The following is a 19,241-nucleotide window of genomic DNA, read 5'->3' on the forward strand; positions in this document are numbered from 1 at the left end:
GGATCCGGGGAGGTTGAGAACGCTGAACTCCGCCGCCCGCGCCGATGGGCTGGCCGGCCTCCCCGTCGACCGGGTGGTGCAGGTGGGGGGCGCGTCCACCGAGACCGTCGCCGCCGTGGTCAACCGGGAGCTGCCCGACCTGGCTGCCGTCGTGCTCACCCCCTCGGCCGGCCGGGACACCCCGGCGGGGTTCGTCCGGGCGGTCCTGACGGAGTTGGAGCGGATCGCTGGCGCGCTGCTGCCCGGCTGGCTCCCGGAGGCCGCCGAGCTGACCCGGACCGACCCGTTCTCGACAGCGGCGGTCCGCGCCGCCGCTGTCGAACGGGCCCACGGCTCACCGCACTTCGCCCCCTTCCTGGCCCAGCTCGCCACCGGCGCACTCGTCGGCCGGTCGCCGGCGGGTGCCTTCCCGCTGGAGGTCCGGTGCCTCGGGCTGTCCCGGGTCGTCGCCGAGGGCTTCGGCCGCTCCCGGCTGGTCCTGCTGGTCGAGGTGCCCCCGGGGCTCACCGCCGACCAGGAACGGGCCTTCGCCGCCGGGGCCGAGTGGCTGGCCCACCACGGTCGGTCGGGGGTCTGGCTGGTGGGCCCGCCGCTGCGCGCGGTGGACCGGGTGCCGCGCGTACCGCTGACCCTGCGGCCTGCCGCACCCGCGCCGCGTCCTCCGGAGGTGGTCGGCCGACCGCATCCGGCCAGCGCCGCCGAGGCGGCGCTGGAGGCCGCGCTCGCCGCGCAGGACTGGTCGGCGGGGCGGGTGTGGAACCAGTCGTACCAGTCGCACGCGCTCACCGCCCCGGTCCGCCTCGATCTGCTCTGGCCGGCCGAGCGGTGCGTGGTCGAGGTGGACGGGCCGGAGCACTGCCATCCGGCCCGGTTCGAGGCCGACCGGCAACGCGACGTCCAGTTGCAGCTGGACGGGTACGCCGTCCTGCGCTTCACCAACGCACGGATCAGCCACGACGTCGGCTCGGTGGTGCACCAGATCGGCACCCTCGTCCGGGCCCGACGACGTGACATATCGGAAGGAAGATCCCATGCCCGGCGATGACCTCACCCCGAGCGAGAGCGCGATCCTGATCGTGTTGATGGCGGAGGCACGGGAACTGTCCAACCCGGAGCTCAGGCAGCGGTACGGCATCGATGTCAGCAGGCCGACCCGGGACAAGCTCAACCGGCTCGGGTACGTCGACAGCCGTCAGGGCGCCCGCCGTACCTGGCTGCACCAGCTCGCCGACGAGGGCTGGGTGCGGGTGGAACGTGATCTCGACTTCACCAGCCCGCGGGCCCGCGCCCTCGGCGGGGCACTGGTCGCGCTGCACACCGTCCTGCGGGACCGGATCATGCCCCGGGCTGACTCGCGTACCCTCGGCGAGCTGTTCACCCGCAGTGACCTGCGGGCGGCCCCCGGCGGGCACGACCGGCAGCGGGTGCTGCGGACCCGGCTGCGGCAGGCGTACGCGGCGCTGGCCGGCGAGCCCGGGGACCTGGTCGGCCTGGCCACGCTGCGGCCCTTCTTCGCCGACGTCGAACGGGCCGAACTGGACGAGGCCCTGCGGGCGCTGGCCCGGGAACCGAACGTGATCGTCGTGCCCGAGTCCAACCAGAAGATGCTCACCGCCGACCAGAGCGCGGCCGCACTGCACGTCGGTGGCCAGGACAAGCACCTGCTGGCGATCGGCTCGTCATGACAGCGGAGGAACGGGCGGCGCTGGCGGCGCTGCGGTTCGACTGGGCGCCGGTGCCCGACGACGTCTGGCGCCCCTCCCCCTACCACGTCGAGGGGCTGCACGACCCGGTGCTGCAGGACGTGCTGCGCGGGGTGGCCGACGCCCGGACCAGCGCCGCGGCCAGCCCGATCGGGTTGGTGCTCCAGGGCCAGCGCGGCTCGGGCAAGACCCACCTGCTGGGCTGGATCCGCCAGCAGGTGCAGCAGGAGGACGGTTACTTCTTCCTGGTCGGTCTGCTCGACGCGGACCGGTTCTGGGACAGCGTGCTCACCTCGATGCTCGACGGACTGTCCCGTCCGGTGCCCGGCGGCGAGACCCAGCTGCGGCTGCTGCTGCGCCGGCTCGCCGCCCTGGTCGGGGCGCCGCGCACCGCCCGGCGGGCCTTCATGGGCGAGACCGAGCTGACCCGGGCCGCCCTGGACGCCTTCGTCGAAGGGCTCGGCACCTTCGACCGGCACGTGGCGCGCACCTGCCAGGAGACGGCGCGGGCGCTGGCGTTGAGCGCCTCGGAGGAGGTGGCCCACCGGGACATCGCGGAGAACTACTTCGTCTCCGGTGCGGAGGAGACCGCCGGGGAACGGGCCGCCTGGGGGATGCGCCGGGCACCCCGCGCCGCCCAGCAGATCGTCCAGGACCTCTCCTGGCTGCTCGCCCTCACCGGGCCCTCGGTGATCGCCGTCGACCAGATCGACACCCTGATCGCCCAGTCCGTGCTCGCCGGCGGGACGAGGGGTCCCGGGACACCGCAGGACGACCTGGAGCAGGCCCTGGTGCACGCCCGGATCGCCGACGGGTTAATGGCGTTGCGGCAGCTGACCCGCCGTACGCTCACCGTCGTCGCCTGCCTGCCCGCCTCCTGGCTGATCATCCGGAACCGCACCGTGGACACGGTCGCCGACCGGTTCCGGCAGGCGCCCTTCCTGCAACCGATCCAGGACGACGACCTGGGCCGGGCGATCGTCGAGAAGCGTTTCGCGGTGCAGTTCGGCAGGATCGGGTTCACCCCGCCGTATCCGTCGTGGCCGGTGCACCCGCGTGCCTTCGAGCAGGCCGGAGCGAGGACCCCACGGCAGTTGCTGATGGCCATCGACCGGCACATCCGGGCCTGTCTCGACGGGGACGAGGTGCGGGAGCTGACATCGCTGGGTGAGGTGTCCGAACCGCAGCCTCGCGGCTCCGGGACCGACGCCGGCGTACCGGCCGACCTGGCCCGTTTCGACGACCGGTTCGCACAGCTCAGGAAGGCCGCCGACGTCGTCGCCCCGCTGGCCCGCGAGACCGAGGACAGCACCGTGCCCGCCCTGCTCGCCGCCGGTCTGACCGCCTGGGTGCTGGAGCGTGGCGAGACCGGTGGGTCGTTCACCGTGGACCCGCCGCCCAGCACCGACCCGCCGCTGCACGCCCGGCTGCGGCTCACCCTCGACGAGGCCACCGAGGACCAGGTCCACTGGTGCTTCCGGGCGGTCAGCGACGACCACCACGCCGTCGCGGCGCTGGCCCGGGTGCGTAAGGCCGGCACGGCGACCGGGCTCGACCGGCGGGTACCCAAGCGCCGGCTCTTCCTGCTGCGCAACGGTGCCTGGTCCGCCGGGGCCAAGACGAAGCAGGCGATCGACGCCTTCCACCAGGCCGGCGGGACGACCCTGCCGCTGGACCACGAGGACCTGCGGATCCTCGCCGCACTCCAGGTCATGCTGGCGGAGGCCCCGATCGACATCCGGGGGTGGCTGACCACCCGCCGGCCGACCCGGGAGCTGCGCGTGCTGCAGCAGTCCCTGACTACGGTCACCGACTGGCTACCTGACCAGGCTGCCGCCGGGGAGGAGACCGGTGCCGCCACCCGGCCACGCGACACCACCCGGCCACGCGACACCACCCGGCCACGCGACACCACCGGGCCACGCCTCGACGTCTGGGCCCGACCCGACCTGGCGGCGTCGACCCCTTCGACCCCCACTGATGTCGGGCCTCGGGACGCCGGTCCGGCGTTCGTCGTCGGGCACGACCACGGTGACGGTACGCCGGTGCGGTTGCCGCTGGAGGCACTGCGCAAGCACACCACCATCTTCGCCGGCTCCGGCTCGGGCAAGACCGTGCTGATCCGCCGGATGTTGGAGGAGTGCGCGCTGCGCGGGGTCTCCGCGATCGTCCTGGACCCCAACAACGACCTTGCCCGCCTCGGTGACGCCTGGCCGCAGTCGCCCTCGGACTGGGGGCCCGGTGACGCGGGCAAGGCAGCCGACTACCTGGCCGCCACCGACGTGGTCGTCTGGACCCCCCGCCGGGCCTCGGGTCGCCCGCTGAGCTTCCAGCCGCTGCCGGACTTCCGCAGCGTGCTCGACGACCCCGACGAGTTCACCGAGGCGGTGGAGGCCGCCGTCGCCGCGCTGGCGCCCCGGGCCCAGGTCACCGGGCGGACCAGCAAGGCCCATCTCGGGCTGGCGGTGTTGCGTAAGGCCGTCGAGCACTACGGCCGGCGCGGCGGCAGCCGGGTGCAGGGGCTGATCGACACGCTCGCCGACCTGCCGGACGGGCTGGTGGACATCGACGGTGCCGACCGGATCGGTGCCGGGCTGGCCCAGTCGCTGGCCGCCGCGATGGTCAACGACCCGATGTTCGGGGGCGAGGGCACGCCGGTGGACCCCGGCTTGCTGCTCACTCCCCCGCCGGGCCGCTCGGCCCGGATCTCGGTGGTCAACCTGGTCGGACTGCAGTCCGACGAGGCCCGGCAGAGCTTCGTCAACCAACTCCAGATGGCGCTCTTCGCCTGGATCCGGCGGCACCCGGCCAACGACCGGCCGCTGCTCGGGCTGCTGGTGATGGACGAGGCGCAGACCTTCGCGCCGTCAGGGGCGATGACCGCCTGCACCCACAGCACGCTGGCGCTGGCCGCCCAGGCCCGGAAGTACGGACTCGGGCTGGTCTTCGCCACCCAGGCGCCCAAGGGGCTGCACAACCGGATCCCGGGCAACGCGGCGACCCAGCTGTACGGGCGGTTGAACAGCCCGATCCAGGTGGAGGCGGCCCGGGAGATGGCCAAGGCCAAGGGGGGTGACGTGCCCGACATCTCCCGGCTGACCACCGGGGAGTTCTATCTCGCCGCCGAGGGTGCCCCACCGGTGAAGATCCGGACACCACTGTCGTTGAGCCACCACCCGGCCAGCCCGCTGACCGTGGAGGAGGTCCTGGAGCGCGCCCGGCGGAGCTGACCGTCCAGCCGGTCCCGCCCCCGCCGAGCGGGACTGGCGGCCCTGCGCTAGACAGGTACCCGACGCGAGGATCTTTCATCGGACGGCGGGATCGCATGGCACAACCCCTCCTGCTCTGGCTGCTCGGCGGCGTACTCCTGCTCGTTGCCGGGTTCGTGACCGCCCTGCTGCCCCGGCGGCGGGCCGGGACGCAGGCTCGGGGGGTGGCCTGGTCGACGGCGCGCGCCGCGATCGACAGCGCCGCCGTCAGCCGGGATGCGGCCCCGACTGAGGTGCCGGAGGCGCAGCGGTTGCTCACCCGCGCCGAGCACCTGGCCGCCGCCGGTGGCGGGCCGGACGCGGCCCGCACCGCGACCGGGTACGCCCACCGGGCCGACCAGCTCTGGCAGGCCGCACACCGCGCCGACCGGGTGGGCCGCGCCGGGCAGGTGGGCCGCGCCGAACAGGCCGGTCGCGCCGAACAGGCCGGTCGCGCCGAACAGGCCGGTCGCGCCGAGCAGGCCGGCACGGCGTACCCGGGTCGGGAGGGGGCGGCGTGAGCGGGCGTGGCGTGGCCCGCCGGATCGACCTGCTGCGCTGGCCGTTGCTCGGTCTCGCCGTGGTCGTGCTGGTGGTGTTCCTGCTGGCCCAGCGGCAGAGCATCGAGGTCAGCTACGGTCAGTCACCGTCGGCCTCGGGTGGGGTGGACGAAGGCTCCGCCGGCGAGCTGACCGACGTGACCCTGCCGTCGGTGGACCGGCTCACCGAGCTGGTCGCCGCCGACCCGGTGGTCCGGCTACCCGGCTCGGTCGCGCGGTGGAACACCGAACGGGTCCGGGCGGCGATCGGCGACAGCGACACCCGGATCCTGGTCACCCCGCCCGGTCTCGACGCCGACCAGCGCAAACAGCTACGCGAGGTGGACAACGCCACCATCCGGATCGTCGGCACCCAGGTCAGCGGCGGGCCGTACGAGGTCACCGCGGACCGGATCGCCGGTTGGCGGGCGCAGCTGGCCACCAACGACGTGACCGACCTGTTGGTCACCCTGATCACCACGCTGAACAAGGCACCCCGCCCGGCCGACCGCGACGAGCTGCGCTGGCGCGAGCCGACCGGCGCGGAGCTGGACGCCGCCGTGGCCGACCTGCGGGCCGACCGGCTGCACGTGGTCGACGGGGCCACCCTCGACCGGATCCCGGAGCAGGCCGACCGGAACGCCTTTCCCGACGGTGCCCGGTACGTCGCCCTGCCCGCCCAGCCGTTCGGTGAGCCGGTCCCCGCGTACGGGCCGGCGCTGACCCGGCTGCTGCCGGGTGAGCCGATCGTGGTGCTGTACGGCAACTGGATCGAGTACCACGGCCCGGCCGAGCAGGAGTTCGCCGAGCTGGCCGGGACCACCTTCTACGCCCAGTTCGGCAGCCGGCTCAGCCGCTACGACTACCCGCAGCGCAACGTGCTCGGCGCGTACCTGGGCATGGTCACCGACATCCGCTACGCCGGGCTGTTCGAGCGGCCGTTGCCGTACCGGCCGATCGACCCGCTGCGGGTGGCGCTGCCGGCGCTACCGTGGCTCTTCGCCGGGTGTGTGGCGGCGTTCCTGGTGCTGTCGGTCCGGTCGCTGCGCCGCTCCGGTGGTGGCCTGCTGGCCCGGGCCGGCGACCCGCAACGCGGCGGGGTGCCGGCCCGACTGGCCGGGCTCACCGCCCTGGTGGTGGAGATGTCCCTGCTCACCGACGCGCGTAGCAACCCGGCGCTGACCCGGGGCGTGGTCAAGCTCCAGGCCGCCCGGCACGCCCTCGACGAGGGCCTGCCGGACCGGCACGTCAGGCGGCTGCTCGCCGAGGCCACCGGGGAGCTGGACGACGCCGCCCGCACCCTGGACATCGCTGCCTACCGCCCGGACCGCTACCTACAGGGCAGGCTCTCGTGACCACCACCACGCCGACACCACCCGCCCGGTCCCGCGTCCGCCGCTTCCTCGCCGACCTGGCCGGTACCCCGTTCGGGCTGGCCGTGCTGGCCTGTCTGGCGCTGGCCGGCTGGGCGCTCTGGTCCGGCGGGATCCTGGACACCCCGATGGCCCGTCAGGTCCGCAACTCCTCGGTGTACGCCGCCCCCGGCGTGGAGCTGGACCGGACCGCCGCCGAGCGGATCATCGGCAACCGCCGCCTGGTGGTGCTGATGACCGCACCCGGCACCGATCTCGCCGCGGCCTGCAAGGAGGTCCGGCTGGCCACGAAGAGCACGCTGGTGCTGGCGATGAGCCCCGACGGCGACGACTGGGACACCTACGGCTGCGCCCGCTTCTCCAGCGGCGACGAGACAAAGGACTTCGGCCGGGCGATGGTCGCCGAGACCACGATCGGCCGGGGCACCGACGGGTTCGTCGATCGTCCGCTGGAGGCGTTGAAGGTGATCGTGGTCAACTACGACCGGCTGGTCAAGGCGGGGATCGTGCCGGACGGGGCACGTACCATCAGCCCCTCCTTGCCGCGTTTCCTGCTCGCCGGGGCCGCGGTGCTCGGGGTGGTCGCCGGGGCGACCACCCTCTACCTCGGTGGCCGGCGCGCGGGTCGGCTCGCCGCCGTGCGCCGGGCCCGACGCGACGAGCGCACCGACGACCGCAGCGCGCTCAGCGCCGCGACCGCCGGCCTGGCCCAGCAGCTCATCGACCTGGACCAGACGTACGCCCGGATCGGCCGGACCCCGCGCTCCGGCCGGGACCACCAGTTCCTCGACCGCTACCGCACCCTCACCACCGAGTACGTCGCGCTCCTGGACGACCTGGCCCCGACGGCCGGCGACGCGGCGACGGTGGTCCGGCTCCGGGAGCGGGTCGACGGGCTCAGCCGGCGGGCCGCCGAGTTGGCCGACCGGTTCACCGGCCCCGCTACTGCTCGCCGCCCGACCGCCGACTGAGTATCGGGAGCTACCGGGGCGTGCCGCGCCCCGGCGGGGGGCTGGGGGTCGATCGGACCACCGGCACCGGCGTGGCGGAGCCGGTGCGGCCCTGCTCCACCGGACCGCGGGGCGACCCGGACAGCCGGAGTTCGGCCGCGACCACCGCCTGGCCGGCGGCGGGCGGGTCCGGCTGGCGGGTGGTGGGCGCGGGTGGTGCCGGTAGTTGGCGCAGCTCGGTGTCCGAGGAGTTCGGGGCGTTCGTCTGTCGCGGGTCGGGCGCCGGGCGCCGCCAGGCCCGTACGGCGGCGTCCACCGTGGTGACCACCGCCGCTGCCGCGGCCGTGGCGGAGAACATCCAGGCCTTGCGGAGATTGGCCCGGTTGGCCACGGTGGTCAGCGGATTGAGATTGTTCTGGTCGACCGAGAGCCAGGTCCTGGCGGTCGTGCCGACGAAGGCGCCGAACATCGTCCCCTTCGCCGCCACGGTGCCCACCCGCTGCAGGGTGCTCTCCGGCCCCTCCCCCCGCCGCTGGTACTCGGCCTGCGCCGCCGCGATCGCGTAGTGCCCGAGCTGGACGGCGGCACCGAGGACGATCAGCGGGGGATTCTGTTGGCGTCGCGCCTCGGCGTCGATGGCCAGCGCGATGGCGTCCACGAACTTGCTCCGGGCCTCGGGGTCCTTCAACGCCTGCCCGAAGGCCTGGCCGGCCCGCTGCAGGAAGGTCGTGTCGGCACGCGCCGGGGCCATCCGGTCCCGCACGGCCAGGGTGAACGAGGTGAGGGACGCCGCAGTGGCGGCGTAGCCCCAATAACCGGCCTGCACCGCGCTGGCCCGGTCCAACTCGACGACGGCGGGGTTGGGGTTGTCCGGGTTGATCGACCGGATCGTCTGCACCGGTCCGGCGATCTGCAGGAAGAACCGCGACGAGTCGACGACGCTGCGGCCGAGTTTCTCGTACTCGACGGGGTTGTCCGCGCGCAGGTTCCGCACCTGATTGCCGAGTTCCTGCCCGACGTGCACGAATCCGTCGACTCCGATGAGTACCGCCGAACCGGCCATGAGGAACTGGCGGTCCGGCCCCTCACGTCCCTTGGCGTCGAAGCCAAGCCCCACCGAGTAACCGGTGTAGTTGATGACCGTGGGGTCGGTGAGCACGTTCCACACCTGCTCACGGATGGTGCGTAACTGCTCCTGCTCCTCCCCGGCCAGCACGACGCGGCCCTCCTCCTGCTGCCGCGCCTGCGAGAAGGGCCGCTCGTCGGAGTCCTGCCGCCCGCTGCTGCTCGGCCGGGGGGTGCCCGCGATGCTGGGAGTCGGCCCGGTCATCGCCGCGACCGAGGCGGTAGGTGTCCCGGCCGCCGGATAGGGCTGCTCCAGCGGCCCCGGCACGCTGAACTCCGACCGGGGACTCTCCGGGGTCCGCGCCCCCGAACTGCCCGGATCGTCCCGGCCTGTTCGGGGTTGGTCGTCGCGGCGATCGGGGGATGAGGATCCATTGGGCTGCATCTGCCGTCCTCCTGCTCTCAGCCGACGGTGCGACCGGGCCGGATCGGCGGCGCTGACAACCCGGCGATGGTGTCACGGCTGGCCCGTGACACCCCTTCTACGCTGGGCGTACACCTCAGGTTCAGGAGAATTTGAAAACAGTTCATTAAATGGGACGGCGCAGGAGACGAAGCGACCCGCCACCGTCGAGGAGACGACGATGACGGGTCGGTGGCCGACCGGCGGGCTCAGCGCCCGAACGACGGCCCCGGCGACGGGGACCGGCCGCCCTGGTAGGGCATCTGGTACTGGCCGTACTGCACCTTGCTGGAGTCCGAGAACGCCGGCGACGGGGATCTGCTCCCCTGGTAGGGCGTCTGGGAACCCGTGTACCGATCCCGCGGGGAGTGCGACGACCCTGCCACCTGCGCGGCCATCCCGTAGACGTCACCCCACTGGTCGCCCGGCGGCGGCGTCACCCTCCCCGCCGTCTGGTGGGCGCTCGCCCCCGCGGCCCAGGACGGGGCTTCCAGGTCGGCGACCCACGCATTGATGTCTCTCGGGTGGTTTCGATACATGGCCACAGCGACCTGTTCATAGACGTTGTTCTGAGCCTCGTTGAGCTCGTTCTGCGCGTTCGACCGCAGCTTGTACTCGGTGGCAGTCCCGTTCTTCATCGCGACGTCGAGTTGCCTGTCGATCTCTCTTGCCAGATCGGGGTGCCGCTTCCCGAAGGCCCTCAGCTCCTTCCTCGCGTGATCATTGAAGTAATGGACGTAATGCGCCGACCCGGACCGCTGCGGGCTGAGCGGATCCCGGTCTACGTAGTGGTGAGGGTTGCGATACCTCGACCGCCCGGCCTGATCGACGTCCTTGTTCCTGCCGCCATGAAGCAGTGCGGCCAGCGCAGCCTTGTCCGCTTCTGCGAAAGACCTTCTTTCACCTGTCGCCGCGCTACACACCGCCTCGTGCAGAGAGTTCTCCCGTTCGGCTCGCACGAGTCGCACCATTGCCGCCTGGACTTGCGGATCCTGCCCGACCGCATCCCGCAGGAGAACCGAGACCTCGTTGTCGACAAGATAAGGAGTCAGGTCGCGCCGGCCGGCGCGCTCTTGGTCCAGCTGGCCGATCATCGCCCCGACTTCGTCCTTCAGGCGCCCACGGCTCGCATTCTCCGCCTGCTTCGCCTGCATACGCTGTCTCGACGACGCGCTCGCCCGGTTCTTGACGAGGCGGTCGAACTCGGCCGAGAAAGTCCGGGTCTCGTCGAGCCCAGTCCGCACCGATTCGGCCTCGACGAGCCGCGCCCGGTCCTCGGGCGGGAGACTCCTGACCTCCCGGGCCATCTCCGGCGGAAGGTTGTTCACCAACTGCCAGACGGCCTCTGTGGTCGGATCGACGTGGTCGGTCCTGCCAGCCGGGTTCGTGTCGGCTAGGGAGGACTGCAACGGCATCGGTTCGCTCCTCGGTAATCGTCAGGTCGGCTGGACGGGTGCAGCCCAAAGTGGTCAACCTTAGGGCTCACCAGTGCGTGGGGGTGTCCGCGGGGACGGGCGGGACCGGGGCGTGCAGGGCGGTGCCGGCGGTGAGCTTCGCGCCGGCCCGTTCGGTGATCGCCGCGACCTCCTCCTTGGCCTGCGCCGAGATTCGTCCCGCGTCCGGCTCCTTGTACCACGGCCGCAGTTTGATCATCGCCGGGCGGATACCGGTGGCCAGCAGCAGGGCGGTGCCCTTGGGCATGGCCCGGATCCGGTCCGGCGGCAGCACGTTCTCCTGCCGGTACGACGTCGACCGGGACGAGCCGTCCTTGCTGCGCGAGACGCTCACCGTGCTCACGTCGTGCTGCCCGATCAGCTTGGAGACCTTCTCCACGAAGTCGGCGTCGTCCAGGCCGGCACCGAGCAGTTTGATGGTGGCGGCACCCCACATCGCGTCCATGCCCGCCTCCCCCCAGACCCGGGAGCCCTGCTTGTAGCTCTGCAACAGGGTGACCACGTTGATCCCCCGCGAACCGAGGTGCGAGTAGAGGTCGGGCAGGTCCGAGATCCGGCAGACGTTCGCCGCCTCGTCCAGCACCGCCGTCATCGGCGGGTCCAGCCGGCCACCCATCCGCTCGGCGGCGACCACCCCGGCGCGCAGCGTCGCGTCGGCCAGGCCGGCGATCACCCCGGCGGCGGAGCCACCGCCGTCCTTGGAGAGCAGGTAGAGGGTGTCCCTACCGAGCACGTGGTGGTCCGGGCGGAACTGCGGCAGGTACGGGTCCTCGGTGACCCAGGCGAGGATCTCCGGGTCCAGCAGGCAGGCCACACACTGCCGGGCGGTCTCGTAGATGCCGTCCCGGGTCTCCACCGCACCGCGTACGGTGCCCTGCAGCTGCTCGGCCATGGCGTGCAGCTGGGCGTCGCGCAGCAGGTCGATCGGGGTACGGTCGGCGGGGTCGGCCAGCCAGCCGAGCAGGTCCGAGACCGAGGCGTGGCCCCGGGCTGCGGCCAGGAAGAGCGCGGTCAGGGTGTTCTGCGCCGCCGAGATCCAGAAGTCCTTCTTGGTGGTGTCGTCGTTGACCGAGGCCACGAAGTGTCCGGCCAGCCGCCGGGCGCCCTCGATGGTGACGCAGTCGGCGAGCATGTTCCACCACATCTCCCGGGGGGCGTGCGCGATGCCCTGCGGGTCGAAGGTCCAGACCCGGCCGATCCGGTCCCGTTCGGCGCGGGTGACCGCGTACACGTCGGACTTGTTGGAGGTGAGCAGCACCGCCCCCCGGGCCCGCAGCACCCGGGGGATGGCGATACCCGTGGACTTGCCGGCCCGGGGGGCCATCAGGTCCAGCTCCACGTCCTCGTAGGACGACCGCAGCTCCGGGCCGTGCGGTTCCAGGTCGCCGAGCAGGTTGCCGGTCTCGTCCGGCGGCAGCTCCTTCATCCCGGCCAGCGAGGGCCGCAGCTCCCGGGCCCGCTTGGCGATCCCGGCGGGGGCCAGCGACTGCAGGTCCCGCGCCCGGGCCAGCCCGACGTTGCGCTTGCGCAACCCCATCAGCTTCATCCCGAGCAGCACCGCGGGTGCCAGCAGCAGCACGGCGAAGAGCACCATGCCGAGGTAGATGCCGACCGGCGACGTCTCGGGCCAGAGCAGCTCGTTCTCGCCCCGGACGATCCTGATGTACGAGATCAGGCTGAACTTGGGCGGATGCCAGCCGTGGCCGAGCAGCATCGCCCCGAACGTCCCGCCCAGCCAGGCGATCGTGAAGATGACCAGGTTGGCGAAGGCCGCCAGGCAGATCGCCCAGAAGAACATGTCCGACCCGCGCGGCCGACTCATCGAACTCATCGGAGCAACCCCTGGGCGTCCGGGACGGCGGCCTGCTGGGCGAACTCCGGCCGGGTGGTCAGGTTGCCCAGCTCCGCCTCGGCCTCGAAGGCCGCCTTGCGGGCGGCGGCCTGCTGCTCGGCGTAGCCGTTCTGCACCCAGCGCAGGTTGGTGTCGTGCAGGCGGCGCTCGGTGTCGGTGATGGAGACCCGGATCGGGATACCGGGGCGACCACCTACCTTGATCAGGAACCGGCCCCGACCGGGCGGCTCCTCGTTGCTGCCGGTGCTCGCCCAGCCCGGCGGCGAGGACCAGGAGGAGACCAGGTCGATCTCCCGCTTGGACAGGCCGATCACCCGGCCCAGGTCCTTCATCTCCGCCTGTGGCAGCCCGGCGCAGGCCACGATGCCGGCCCGCTCGACGAAGCCCCGGGCCTTGGCCCGGTCGGAGTCGGTGCCGAGCGCCTCGGCGTCCTTCAGGGTGTGGGTGATCTTGGCGTCGCCCAGACCGAGCGACCGGTTGAGTCGGGTCAGCGCGTCGATCCGGTCGACGATGCCGGAGGCGGCCCGCAGTGGACGCCACAGCTCGTCGAGGATGGTGAAGAACCAGCGGCGGGGCGCCAGCCCGGCGTCGGCCAGGGCGTGCGAGGCGGCCACCGTACCCAGGCCGTCGGACCAGGCCGCGAGCATCGCGGCGGCGGTGAGCTGGGTGTCGGCCTCACCGATGCGGGAGATGTCGATGCAGACGGCGGAGGCGTCCGGGTCGATCCGGGTGGAGGTCTCCGCGCCGAAGGTGTCGCCGAGCGCGCCGTCCAGGATGCCCAGCAGCGACCGGTGCAGCGGGTCCACCGCGTCGCGGTACCGGCCCTCCTGGCCCCGGTCCAGGGTCACCGCCCGGACCCGGTCCGGCCCCTCCTGCAGCACCCGCAGCAGGTCGGGCAGGAGCGGGGCACGCCCCTTCGGGGTGTGCTCCCGCAGGTGCCGCAGGCAGGCCGAGAGCACCGCCTGCTCGTGGTCGTCCAGGGCCCGACCCCGCACGATGGTCAGCAGCGCGGCCACCATGTTCAGCACCCGACCGTGGGTCTCGGCGGCCAGCGCCTGGCCGGCCTGACCACCGATGCGCTCGGCGGCCAGGCCCATCGCGCCGGGGTCGAGCACGTTGATGCCGCCGACCCCCCGGCCGATCTTGATCACCTGCCCGCCGAGGGCCCGGACGGTGTCGGCGTAGTCCGGCTTGAGGTCGCCCAGGACCAGCGGCACCACGCCGGTGGCGGCCAGGCCCACCGCCATCCGGTTGATCAGGGTCGACTTGCCCAGACCGGGCATGCCCAGCATGAACAACGACGGGTTGGAGATGTACTTGGCCCGGGTGAACCAGGAGATCGGGTCGCCACAGACCGTGGCGCCGGTGAACAGGTGCTGGCCGAGCGGCACCCCGGACATCGGCGCGCCGGAGCCGGCGGAGAACGGCCACAGCCCGCAGGCCTGCACGGTGGTGGCCCGCCACATGGTGGGCGCGTCGAGGTAGCCGACCTTGCCGCCGCCCGGCCCCTCCCAACCCCGGTTCGACGCGGGCAGGTGCCGGGTCGGTCGGGGGCGCTTGGGGTTCTTCGGCGGCTTCGGCGCCTCGTCGTCCGGGTCACCGACCAGACCGGTAAGCGCGGTACGCGCCCCGGCGGCGCCCGCCGGCCAGCCGGCACCGGGACCGGTCGCCGGCGTGGTGTTCCAGCCGCTGGTCACATCGCCTCCTGAAGCTCGTGCGGCAGCATGGTCTGCTCCCAGGGCAGGATCCCGGTCGGCAGGGTGCAGCTGAACGCCGCCGCCTGCATCCGGTTGGCCGGACGCATCGCGATCCGGGTGGCCCCGGTCATGTTCCGGACCAGCACCGAGGCGTCGTCGAGCTGGTCGCGCCGGTCCACGGTGATGGTCAGCATCAGCGAGAACTCGACCAGGCCGGCGCCGGTGGCCTCCTCGGAGGCCGCCTGCTCGGCGGCGCGCACCTCGGCGGCGGCCCGCGCCTGGATCATGCCCCTCCCGGAGGTCGCCATGAACTGCGCGGTACGCCGGTCGGACTCGACGATCCGGGCGGAGGTCGCCGGGTCGATCGGCCGGTACAGCAGCGCCACCCGCTTGCGGCGGGTACCGGCCGAGGCGTCCAGCATGGTCCGCAGCACGCTGGAGCGGACCGTGCCCCGGGGTGCCAGGGTCAACAGCCAGCTCCGGGAGACCCCGGAGTCGTGCTGGTACGCGTCGACGCTCTCCACCGCGGCGACCGGGCCGGAGTCCTCCCACTCCAGCCCCGTACCACCGTGCTCGGCCCGGACGCTGAGCACCTCACCGGCGCACGCCGGGTCATAGGCGACCCGGACCACCTCGGCGATCTCCTCGGCGGTGAGCGGCTCGGCCATCCCGCCACCGGCGCTGATCAGGCCGGTCAGCAGGCTCGGCACCCGGACCGCCAGGTCGGTGACCACGTCCTCCGGGTCGCGGCGGGGGCCGCCGACGGGCGCGTAGGTCAGGGTGATGTACGACTTCATGTCCGACGACGCCGACGGGTAGTCCTCGACCACCTCCTCCATCACGGCCCGGGCCGCGGGCGGCGCGAACTCGTCGAGCCGGGGCAGCACCTCGGTGGCCAGCCGGGTACCCGGGTCGGGCGCGGTCTCGACCACCACCGACGCCCCACGCAGACCCGGCTCGTGGGCCAGCCGGGACAGCCACTCGCCCCAGAGCGCCACCCAGGTGTCGACCTGGTCCGGGTCCACCAGCGACCCGCCGTCGGGCTCGCACCGCAGCACGATGGTGTAGAGGTGCCGGGACTTGTGGTGCAGCACCCCGAACGGACGGTCGTAGGCGTCCCGCCCCTCCCTGGCGACCACGCCGCTGAGCAGGCCCGGCGGCCGGAAGCGGCCCTCCGGACGGGCCGACAGCGGGCCGGAGACGTACAGGTGCTCCTTGCGGGACTTGCGCTGGGACCAGCCGATCCGTAGCGCCGCCATCTGGTACAGGTTGCGCCCGTCCGGGGTACGGACCGCCAGCGGGGCCAGGGTCAGCATCATCGGCACCCCGAGGACCAGGGCGGCCTGCAGTGATGCCATGGACGCCAGCAGCACGACCACCAGCCCGCCGAAGACCCCGACCGTGCCGACCAGGCCGAACGGTCCGAGTCCGGCCCGGCGGGGCCGGCGCCAGTTGCCGTACGTGGGCTCGATGGTGGCATCCGCCGACATCGCCTCTCACCTTCCTCTCGTCTGACCGGCGACCGGCCGGTTCCTGCCGGCCGGTCGCCGATCCGTCACTGTCCGCGCTCTTCGGGTGGTCGTCCGGTCCGGGGTGGACCGGATGTCCTCACAGGTCGGGGTTGGTCCCGCCGCCCTCGACGGCACCACTTGCCGCGCTCTGGGCGACCTGGACCCCGGTGGCCACCGCACCGACCACCGCACCGACCGGCCCGGCTGCCCGGGCGGCCGCAGCGGCCGCACCGCCACCACCACCGGCACCGGCACCGACCGGCACCCGGCCGGAGTCGCCCTGTTGGCCGGGACCACCCTGGGCACCGGAGCCGCCCTGGGAACCTGCACCGCCGTTGACCCCGGAGGAGCCGTTGCGGCCACCGCTTGCCGATCCGCCGGCGTCCCGCGACCCGGAGGGACCACCTCCACCGCGGGCGGCGGTGGCGCCGGCCGTGGTCAGCGCCCCGGTGGCGACCTTCTTCGCCCCGGTGGCGACCGCGCCACCGGCAGCGGTGGCGGCGTTGCCGGCCGGGTTCCCGCCGCCCAGCGCCGCCGTGGCCGGCACGATGAGCTTGAGCAGGGCCGGCAGGGCGATCGCCGACAACAGCAGCACACCGGCGCCGGCGATACGGTGGTGCACCCCGTCGTTGACGTCCATCCCGCCACGCCAACTGAGCAGCTTCGCCCCGGAGTAGATGATCAACGCGACCGCGGGCTTGTACAACAGCCAGGCGATCAGCCAGGCGATGTGCTTGCGCCACCAGGAGGCACCCCAGTTGGTCATCGACGCGGCGGCGGCCAGCGGCAGCGTGCCGAGCAGGATGACCAGGACGCCGAGCCGGATGTAGAGCATCAGGACCTGGATGATGGCCGAGATCAGCAGCAGGAACGCGATCACCAGCAGCAGGAAGCCGGTGATGCCGTCACCGTTGTCCACACACGGCACGTCGGCCAGGATCTGGACGATCGAGTCCCGCATCAGGTGGTCGCTGAAGTCCTCGGCGACCACCGCGACGCGGTTGACGATCCAGGTGCCCGCGCCGGCGACCAGGATCACCCGGAGAAAGCCCTGCAGCGCCGTCTTGCCCGCCTCGCCCTTGCGCTCCACCGCCATCTTGCCGGCGGCGAAGATGATCGAGCCGATGGCCAGATAGACTATCGCCCATTCGACCTGGTCGCTGATCATGACAGCGACGTCCTCCCCCTCTTCGCCGAGGGTGGGGATCTCCGCCATCAATGCGCCGAAGATCGCGATCGCGCCGGACAGGATCAGTTTGGCGATGATCCCGATGAACGATCCGACGGGATCGGTGATCATTTCAATGATGCCCTTGAAGAAATCGCCGAGCGGGTCACCCTGCGAACACATCGCTCACTCCCTCCACAGGGTGAAGCCGGCACTGCCGGTTACCACACCCAGCGACTGGTACGAGTCACCGACGGTGGAAAGGGCGACCTTCCAGTCCCCGTCCTCCCACCGCAGCACGACCCGGGACGCCGTGTACCCCGCCGTGCCCTTGACCAGCAGCTGCACCACGGCGGTCTCCGGCGAGTAGCGGTCCACGGCGAACCCGACGTAGGTCCCGCCACCCGTGCGGGCGGTGGTACCTGCGGAATCCCGGCTGAGCCGAGTCAGCAACACCCGCTGGCCGACAGTCGGCGCCACCTGCAGCTGCGCCACCCGGAGCCCGTCGGGGCCGTTCAGCGTGATCGGGATGATGTGGGCCGCCAGCACCGCACCCATCGGGGTGTGCGCGAAGCACCGCAGCAGTTCGCCGTCCTGTAGGGCGGGCCCGTGGGTGGTCGACACCGGCATCCGGTAGCCGACGTCGATGGTCTGCCACTTCAGGTCGGCCGGCTGGACCGCCTTGCCCGACGCCACCGTCGGCCCCGGCGGGCACTCCTGCACCTGCGGTGCGGCCTCGGCGGTGGGGGCGACCGTCGACTCGTCCGCCGACTGGGTCAGCCAGACCATGCCGGCCAGCAGCAACGTGCCGACGAGGAACGCGGCCGACAGGATCCACGTCCGCTCGCTGTAGAACGGCGTCTGGTCCTGGCGGTCCTGCCGTCGGTCGCCCCCGCCCATCAGTTGCTGCCGCTGCTGCTGCTGCTGCCGCTGGTGCCGAAGAACCAGCTCACCAGCGGGCCGGCGGTGGCGATCAGGATGCAGCCGCAGAGCACCAGGCCGAGCCGGGAGAGGTGCTCGGAGCTCTCACCGCGCTTCATGGACACCGCCATCATGGTGCCGGTGATCAGCACGCCGGCCACCCCGGCGGCGGTGCCCGCCCAGGCGAGCAGCCCCAGCAGGTCCTTGACCAGGGTGCTGAGCTTCCCGGGCGGGGCCTTGCTGCCCGGCTGCGGGACCGCCACCGCGGGGAAGGCGACGATGACCCGGACGACCAGGGCATCGAGGAGGTGGGTCAACACGGTTGATCTCCTAGGGACAGGCACCTGAGTGGTGCGACAACGGCCCGTACCGGGCCAGTGGGGTGGGGCTGTGTACCTGGACGGCACCTGCAGCGGTGCCGTCGGTGGTCAGAGGCCGAGATCGCCGAAGTACTCGACGATCGGGCCGGCGCTGGCACCGATCAGGCAGGCAAAGAAGACGAACATGATCGAGCGGAAGTACTCGGAGTTCTCACCCGCGGTACCGCGGTTGAGCTGGATGGCCATCTGGGTACCGGTGAGGAGCAGCCCGGCCACCCCCGCGGCCGACATCCCCCAGGCGAGCAGGCCCAGGATGTCGGTCGCCGCGTCACCGGTCGGGTTGTACGGCGGCTGCTCCTGGAAGGGCGCGGAGTCCCCCGCGAGCAGGTCGAGCTGCAACAATCGCCAGTCGCTCACGACCGTCTTCCCCTCTCGTCCAGTTGGACGCCGGCCGCCTTGGCCAGCTTCAGCAGCGCCGGCGGCAGCTTCGGCGGTTGCCGCCCGAGGCGCCACTCGGGAATCCACGGCACCCGGTGCACCGGGGCCACCGACTTCAGCACCCGGATCCGCCGGGACAGGGCCAGCGGAAGCCGCTGCGGTGCGTCGGCCAGCAGGACCAGCCCGGTGAGCCGCATGCCGGCCGGGTGCCGCCCCTCCCGCAACGCGTTGAGGGCCCGCGACATCGCGCGCATCCCCTCGGCGTTGGTCCGGGCTACCACCATCACGGTGGCGGGCTCGCCCAGTTCCGCGTCCGGCCAGCGGCAACCGAGGTCGGTGCCGCCGAGCAGCTGGGTCAGGGTGGTCGCGCCGGCACCACCGTGCGCCGCGATCCAGCCGATCCCCTCCTCCGACAGGTACTGCCGCTGCTGCGGGGCAGCACCGTACGGCTGCGGCACGGAGACCCGCCCCGGTGGCACGCGCGATGCCGAGTCAGCCGTGGCCGTTGGCACCATGCCCACCTCCTTCATGCGTCGGCG

At 72.6% G+C, this 19,241-nt stretch carries 16 protein-coding genes; 6 read left to right on the top strand and 10 right to left on the bottom strand.

The genetic code is table 11. From position 1 onward, the window contains the following. The first annotated feature begins 13 nt into the window (after positions 1 to 13). From GA0070617_RS22045 to GA0070617_RS22070, 6 genes are all read left to right on the top strand, one after another. On the top strand, positions 14 to 1,045 hold the full coding sequence (locus tag GA0070617_RS22045) for an endonuclease domain-containing protein (protein ID WP_229688451.1): 1,032 nt from the start codon (positions 14 to 16) through the stop codon (positions 1,043 to 1,045). Further along, positions 1,032 to 1,685, top strand: a complete 654-nt coding sequence (locus GA0070617_RS22050) for a GNAT family N-acetyltransferase (protein ID WP_091441913.1) — start codon at positions 1,032 to 1,034, stop codon at positions 1,683 to 1,685. Before GA0070617_RS22045 ends, GA0070617_RS22050 begins: the two co-directional genes overlap by 14 nt. Continuing rightward, on the top strand, positions 1,682 to 4,933 hold the full coding sequence (locus GA0070617_RS22055; RefSeq protein WP_091441917.1) for an ATP-binding protein: 3,252 nt from the start codon (positions 1,682 to 1,684) through the stop codon (positions 4,931 to 4,933). Before GA0070617_RS22050 ends, GA0070617_RS22055 begins: the two co-directional genes overlap by 4 nt. Positions 4,934 to 5,028: 95 nt before the next feature. After that, positions 5,029 to 5,472: a DUF6403 family protein gene (locus tag GA0070617_RS22060; protein ID WP_229688452.1), complete on the top strand. Its 444-nt coding sequence runs from the start codon at positions 5,029 to 5,031 to the stop codon at positions 5,470 to 5,472. Further along, a complete protein-coding gene (locus tag GA0070617_RS22065; protein WP_229688453.1) occupies positions 5,469 to 6,845 on the top strand; it encodes a hypothetical protein in 1,377 nt (458 codons plus the stop codon). Before GA0070617_RS22060 ends, GA0070617_RS22065 begins: the two co-directional genes overlap by 4 nt. Then, positions 6,842 to 7,834, top strand: coding sequence for a hypothetical protein (locus GA0070617_RS22070; RefSeq protein WP_229688454.1), 993 nt, complete (start codon positions 6,842 to 6,844; stop codon positions 7,832 to 7,834). Before GA0070617_RS22065 ends, GA0070617_RS22070 begins: the two co-directional genes overlap by 4 nt. 10 nt (positions 7,835 to 7,844) lie before the next feature. Here GA0070617_RS22070 and GA0070617_RS22075 read toward each other — a convergent pair whose 3' ends face one another. The 10 genes from GA0070617_RS22075 to GA0070617_RS22120 form a co-directional block, all read right to left on the bottom strand. Further along, entirely contained in the window at positions 7,845 to 9,206 is a 1,362-nt protein-coding gene (locus GA0070617_RS22075) for a hypothetical protein (protein ID WP_091441921.1), read from the bottom strand. A gap of 344 nt (positions 9,207 to 9,550) precedes the next feature. Next, the gene (locus GA0070617_RS22080) at positions 9,551 to 10,756 is read right to left on the bottom strand and encodes a hypothetical protein (protein ID WP_091441924.1); all 1,206 of its coding nucleotides are present in this window, start codon (positions 10,754 to 10,756) and stop codon (positions 9,551 to 9,553) included. A gap of 67 nt (positions 10,757 to 10,823) precedes the next feature. Further along, positions 10,824 to 12,617, bottom strand: a complete 1,794-nt coding sequence (locus GA0070617_RS22085) for a type IV secretory system conjugative DNA transfer family protein (RefSeq protein ID WP_217628858.1) — start codon at positions 12,615 to 12,617, stop codon at positions 10,824 to 10,826. A gap of 5 nt (positions 12,618 to 12,622) precedes the next feature. Further along, the gene (locus tag GA0070617_RS22090; RefSeq protein ID WP_229688455.1) at positions 12,623 to 14,344 is read right to left on the bottom strand and encodes an ATP/GTP-binding protein; all 1,722 of its coding nucleotides are present in this window, start codon (positions 14,342 to 14,344) and stop codon (positions 12,623 to 12,625) included. Continuing rightward, the gene (locus GA0070617_RS22095) at positions 14,341 to 15,834 is read right to left on the bottom strand and encodes an SCO6880 family protein (RefSeq protein ID WP_091441931.1); all 1,494 of its coding nucleotides are present in this window, start codon (positions 15,832 to 15,834) and stop codon (positions 14,341 to 14,343) included. Before GA0070617_RS22095 ends, GA0070617_RS22090 begins: the two co-directional genes overlap by 4 nt. Positions 15,835 to 15,952: 118 nt before the next feature. Then, positions 15,953 to 17,206, bottom strand: a complete 1,254-nt coding sequence (locus tag GA0070617_RS22100) for a hypothetical protein (protein WP_091441934.1) — start codon at positions 17,204 to 17,206, stop codon at positions 15,953 to 15,955. Between the two features lie 3 nt (positions 17,207 to 17,209). Further along, a complete protein-coding gene (locus tag GA0070617_RS22105) occupies positions 17,210 to 17,923 on the bottom strand; it encodes a DUF8175 domain-containg protein (RefSeq protein WP_091441937.1) in 714 nt (237 codons plus the stop codon). Beyond that, the gene (locus GA0070617_RS22110) at positions 17,923 to 18,264 is read right to left on the bottom strand and encodes a hypothetical protein (protein ID WP_217628859.1); all 342 of its coding nucleotides are present in this window, start codon (positions 18,262 to 18,264) and stop codon (positions 17,923 to 17,925) included. Before GA0070617_RS22110 ends, GA0070617_RS22105 begins: the two co-directional genes overlap by 1 nt. Positions 18,265 to 18,372: 108 nt before the next feature. After that, a complete protein-coding gene (locus GA0070617_RS22115) occupies positions 18,373 to 18,681 on the bottom strand; it encodes a hypothetical protein (RefSeq protein WP_217628860.1) in 309 nt (102 codons plus the stop codon). Then, complete coding sequence (locus GA0070617_RS22120) at positions 18,678 to 19,160, bottom strand: hypothetical protein (protein WP_091441941.1); 483 nt, start codon at positions 19,158 to 19,160, stop codon at positions 18,678 to 18,680. Before GA0070617_RS22120 ends, GA0070617_RS22115 begins: the two co-directional genes overlap by 4 nt. Between the last annotated feature and the right edge of the window lie 81 nt (positions 19,161 to 19,241).

It is taken from the genome of Micromonospora yangpuensis (assembly GCF_900091615.1).
In the GTDB taxonomy this organism is placed as follows: domain Bacteria; phylum Actinomycetota; class Actinomycetes; order Mycobacteriales; family Micromonosporaceae; genus Micromonospora; species Micromonospora yangpuensis.